Genomic DNA, 4,241 nt, shown 5'->3' on the forward strand with positions numbered 1-4,241 from the left:
CTCTGCGACGTAGCGCCCGATGGCTCCTCCACGCTGATCACGCGCGGCGCCATCAACCTCACGCACCGCAACGGCTTCGACGTCGCCGAGGATTTGGTCCCGGGCGAGTTCGTGGACGCCGAGGTGTCCTGTGTGGCGATCTCCTACCGGGTCCCGCCGGGGCACCGGCTGCGGCTGGCGCTGTCGAGCAGCTACTGGCCCTGGCTCTGGCCGCACCCCGAGGACGGCGCGCTCACGATCGACCCGGCGGGCAGCGTGCTTCATCTGGAGGAGCTCAACGCCGCGGTGCTGGACCGGGACCCGGTGCGCTTCGCGGGGCCAGAGCAGGCCGCTCCCCTGGCCCTCGAGCCGGGGCCGCCGCTGGAGCCGCGGCCGGAACGGCTGGTCAGCTACGAGCCGGAGACGCAGCGGTGGCGCGTCGACGTGGACCCGAACTACGGGGGCAACCGGGTGTATCCGGACGGCCTGAGCTACGGCGAGGACGCCCGCGAGCACTACCTCATCGAGCGCAACGACCCGCTGAGCGCCGAGGCCGGTTCGGCGTGGACGATCACGCTGGAGCGCGGGGACTGGTCGGTGCGCATCGAGACCTCGCTCACGCTCACCGGCACCGCGACAGACTTTGTCCAGTCCGCGCACATCCGGACGTTCCTGAACGGCGAACCGTTCTTCGAGCGGGAGTACCGGGCGGCGCTTCCCCGCACCTCGGCCTAGGGCGTGGGTCCGGCGAACGGGCGGCCGCCGGACCCATCCGTTAGCGGTTCAGGGTCCAGTCCTGCGCGTTCCAGACGATCCCGGCCTGTCCGCCGAAGAACTCAAGGCCGTTCACGGTGCCGGTCGTCGCGAAGACGCCGGGGAGCTGGAACAGGGGCAGCCCGTAGCCGTCTGCTCGCGTGGCCGTGTCGATCTTGATCTTCAGCTCGGCGAGCTTCGCGGCGTCGAGGGTGACCTGCGTCTGGTCGACCAGCTGGTCCACCTCGGGGTTCGCGTAGGCGTTGAAGTTCGAGCCGCCCCCCGTTTTGAAGAACTGGGGCAGCATCGCGCTGCCGGCCCCCGGTGACACCCAGCCGAACAGCGAGGCGTCGTATTCCCCGCCCCCGAGCAGGGAGGCCCAGTTCGGGTCGCCGCCGTCGACGACCTCGAAGCCGGCCTCGGCCGCGCTGGCCTGGATCATCTGGAACGCATCGACCCGGTTCGGGTTCTCGTTGCTGTAGAGAATCTTGACGGTCGGCGTCTTCCCGGCGAGCAGCCGCTTCGCCCCGGCGATGTCGGGCTCGTCGTAGCGCGCATAGTCGCTCGCGGCCACCGCGTCCGCGTACTCGGCGTTGGCCGGGAGGAAGATCTGCGAGTTCAGCACCTCGGCCTCGGGGTTGACCGGGGTCACGATCGCATCAAGGATCTGCTGGCGGGGAATCGTCTTCAGGAACGCCTCGCGGACGTCGGCGTCGGCGAAGGTCTCGGAGCGGAAGTTCAGGTCCAGGTGATCGTAGGCCACCTGGTCTCCGCTGAGCATCTCGGCGTTGGCCTGTTCCAGGGCGACCAGGGTGTCCGCGGATGCCTGCGGGTAGATCGCGTCGACCTCCTGGTTGCGCAGGGCGGTGATCTGCGCGTTTGCATCGCCGATGAAGCGGATCACGAGGTTTTCGTAGGCCGGGGCGTGGTCCCCCCGGTACTCGGGGTTTCGGCTCAGCGTGATGGACTGCTCCGGCACGAAGTCGGTGAGCACGAAGGGGCCGCTGCCCACGAGCAGGGCCGGGTCCTCTGGCATCGAGGAGACGTCGTAGCCGGTGTTCCAGAAGTCCGCGGCGGCGCGCAGCGTCGGGTTCACCGGGGCGGGGGCCTTCGGGTCGCCCTTCGGGAGGGTCGTGAACAGCTCGGTCAGTTCGGCCACGCTCACGCCGGCCTGCTCCGCCACGACGTGCGCCGGCTTCCCGATGGGGTTCAGCAGTTCCCAGTCGGAGTAGGGCGCCGAATACGTCAGGGTCATCGAGCGGTTGTCGTCCCCGAGCACGGGGAACTCGGTCAGGTCGTAGCCGGTGGTGCTCGCGGACAGCGAGAAGTACTGGGTGCCGGAGGTCGGCTCGCCGCTGTCCGGATCGATCACGGCGTCGTCGAACCAGCCCGAGCTCTGCACCCAGGCGAACAGCAGATCGTCCGCGGTGATCGGCTCGCCGTCTGACCAGGTCAGGTCCTCGTTCAGGGTGTACTTCACGGTGAGTGGCTCGTCCGAGAGCTTCTCGACCGTGCCGAAGCCCGTCTCCGCCACGACCTGGTACTCCGGGTCCAGGGTGCGGAAGCTGCCGAGCCCGTACCCGGCGGAGGAGCCGGTCAGGTAGCCGACCATGTCGTTCGTGTCGAGGGTGCCCTGCGGGGTGTTCCCGTTGAGCGAGGTGAAGGGGTTCGTCGTCGCGATGGTGATCGTGTCCCCGGTTTCGCCGCCGGATCCGCCCCCGCCGCCGGAGTCTGTTGCCGGGGCGGAGCACCCCCCGAGCAACACGATCGCGCTCACGGCGAGCAGGGCGGTTCCGGTCCGGCGAATCGATGGACTGCGCACATTTCCTCCTTGAAATTCCAGCGGGTCCCCCGAGCCTAACGGGTGTGGGATACCAGCCGGGGACTCCCTGCCGGAATCTTCGGCGAGCCCGTGCCGTCCGCGGGGTCGCCGAGCGCCGCGACGGCACCGCGAAGGGGCGCGGTGCGCCGCTGAGGCGGGGCAGCGGTGCTAGGCGTCGAGCTCGTCGAGCTAGGCGTCGAGCTCGTTGAGCTTGGCGACGACCTCGCGGCGGAGCACCTTGCCGATCAGGGAGCGCGGCAGCTCGTCCACCTGCACGATGCGGCGGGGCACCTTGTACGGGGTCAGCGTGCCGCGCAGGCCCGCGCGGATCGCCTCCGGGTCAAAGGGAGCGCCGGGCTTCATCACGACCGCGGCGACGACCTCCTCGCCGCTGTGCTCGCTCGGCATCCCGACCACGGCGACGTCCTCGATGCCCTCGACGAGTTCCATCGCGTGCTCGACCTCGGACGGGGAGACGTTGAAGCCGCCCGTGATGATGAGTTCCTTGATGCGGTCCACGATCGTCACGAAGCCCTCGGCGTCGAGGGTCGCGATGTCGCCGGTGCGGAACCAGCCGTCGTGGAACACCTGCGCTGATTCCTCTGGTTTGCGCCAGTAGCCGGAGAAGACCTGCGGGCCACGGACGAGCAGCTCTCCGGCCTCGCCGGTGGGCATCGCGGTGTCCGGGTGCTCCGGGTCGACGATGCGCACCTCGGTGTCGGGCAGCGGCAGGCCCACCGTGCCAGCCTTCCGGTTGTCGGCGACCGGGTTCGCCATGAGCACGGGCGAGCACTCGCTGAGCCCGTAGCCCTCGACGAGGAAGCCGCGGGTGCGCTCCTCCCAGGGCACCACGAGCGCTTCGTTGAGCGGCATCGCACCCGAGATGCCGATCTGGATGCCCTCGAGGCTCACCCCGGCCTCGTCGGCCGCGTGCATCAGTTTCTCGCAGATGGGCGGCACCGCGGGCAGGAAGGTCGGCGGGCGCTTCTTCACGACCTTGAGCACGAGCTCCGGGTCGAACTTCGGAAACAGCACCAGCCGGGCGCCCATGCTCATCGCGAAGGTGAGGCAGAGCGTCAGGCCATAGGCGTGGAACATGGGCAGCACCGCGTACACGACGCAGCCCTCCCCACGCTCGATCGTGGGCACCCAGGCCCGGGACTGGGCCGCGTTGGCGATCAGGTTGCGGTGCGTGAGCACCGCGCCCTTGGGTCGCCCGGTGGTCCCGCTCGTGTACTGGATGACGGCGATGTCGTCGCACTCGGGGCGGGGCACGGTTGCCGCGATCGGCAGCGCGGACACCAGTTCCTCCCAGGTGGAGCCCCCGCGCACCCGCGTGGTGAGCTGGGCGCGCTTGCTGCGCAGGGCCGGCACCGGCAGGCTGAGGCCGAGGCGCATGAGCGCGGGCATGGAGCGGGTCACGTTGACCGACACGATGGCGTTGGGCCGCATGTCCTGCGGGAAGGCCTGGATCGCGCCGACGACCTTATCCCAGGCGATGACGACCTTCGCGCCGTGATCCTCGAACTGGTGCCGCAGTTCGCGCGGGGTGTAGAGCGGGTTGTGCTCCACGACGACCGCGCCGATGCGCAGCACCGCGTAGAAGGCGGCGATGTGCTGCGGGCAGTTCGGGAGCACGATCGCGACCGGGTCGCCGTGCTTGACGCCGAGCGCGCGCAGGCCCTCG

At 69.8% G+C, this 4,241-nt stretch carries 3 protein-coding genes; 1 reads left to right on the forward strand and 2 read right to left on the reverse strand.

Annotated features, from left to right (window positions below):
• On the forward strand, positions 1-714 hold a 714-nt coding region (locus tag OOT08_RS03080; protein WP_325091076.1), incomplete at its 5' end, for a CocE/NonD family hydrolase C-terminal non-catalytic domain-containing protein.
• Between the two features lie 40 nt (positions 715-754).
• Here OOT08_RS03080 and OOT08_RS03085 read toward each other — a convergent pair.
• Together OOT08_RS03085 and OOT08_RS03090 are read right to left on the reverse strand one after the other, a co-directional pair.
• Entirely contained in the window at positions 755-2,554 is a 1,800-nt protein-coding gene (locus OOT08_RS03085) for an ABC transporter family substrate-binding protein (RefSeq protein ID WP_325091077.1), read from the reverse strand.
• A gap of 189 nt (positions 2,555-2,743) precedes the next feature.
• Positions 2,744-4,241, reverse strand: a 1,498-nt coding sequence (locus OOT08_RS03090; RefSeq protein ID WP_325091078.1) for a long-chain-fatty-acid--CoA ligase, incomplete at its 5' end; no start/stop codon positions are given.

This window comes from Leucobacter sp. M11, from assembly GCF_035726885.1.
Taxonomy (GTDB): Bacteria; Actinomycetota; Actinomycetes; order Actinomycetales; family Microbacteriaceae; genus JAPFRB01.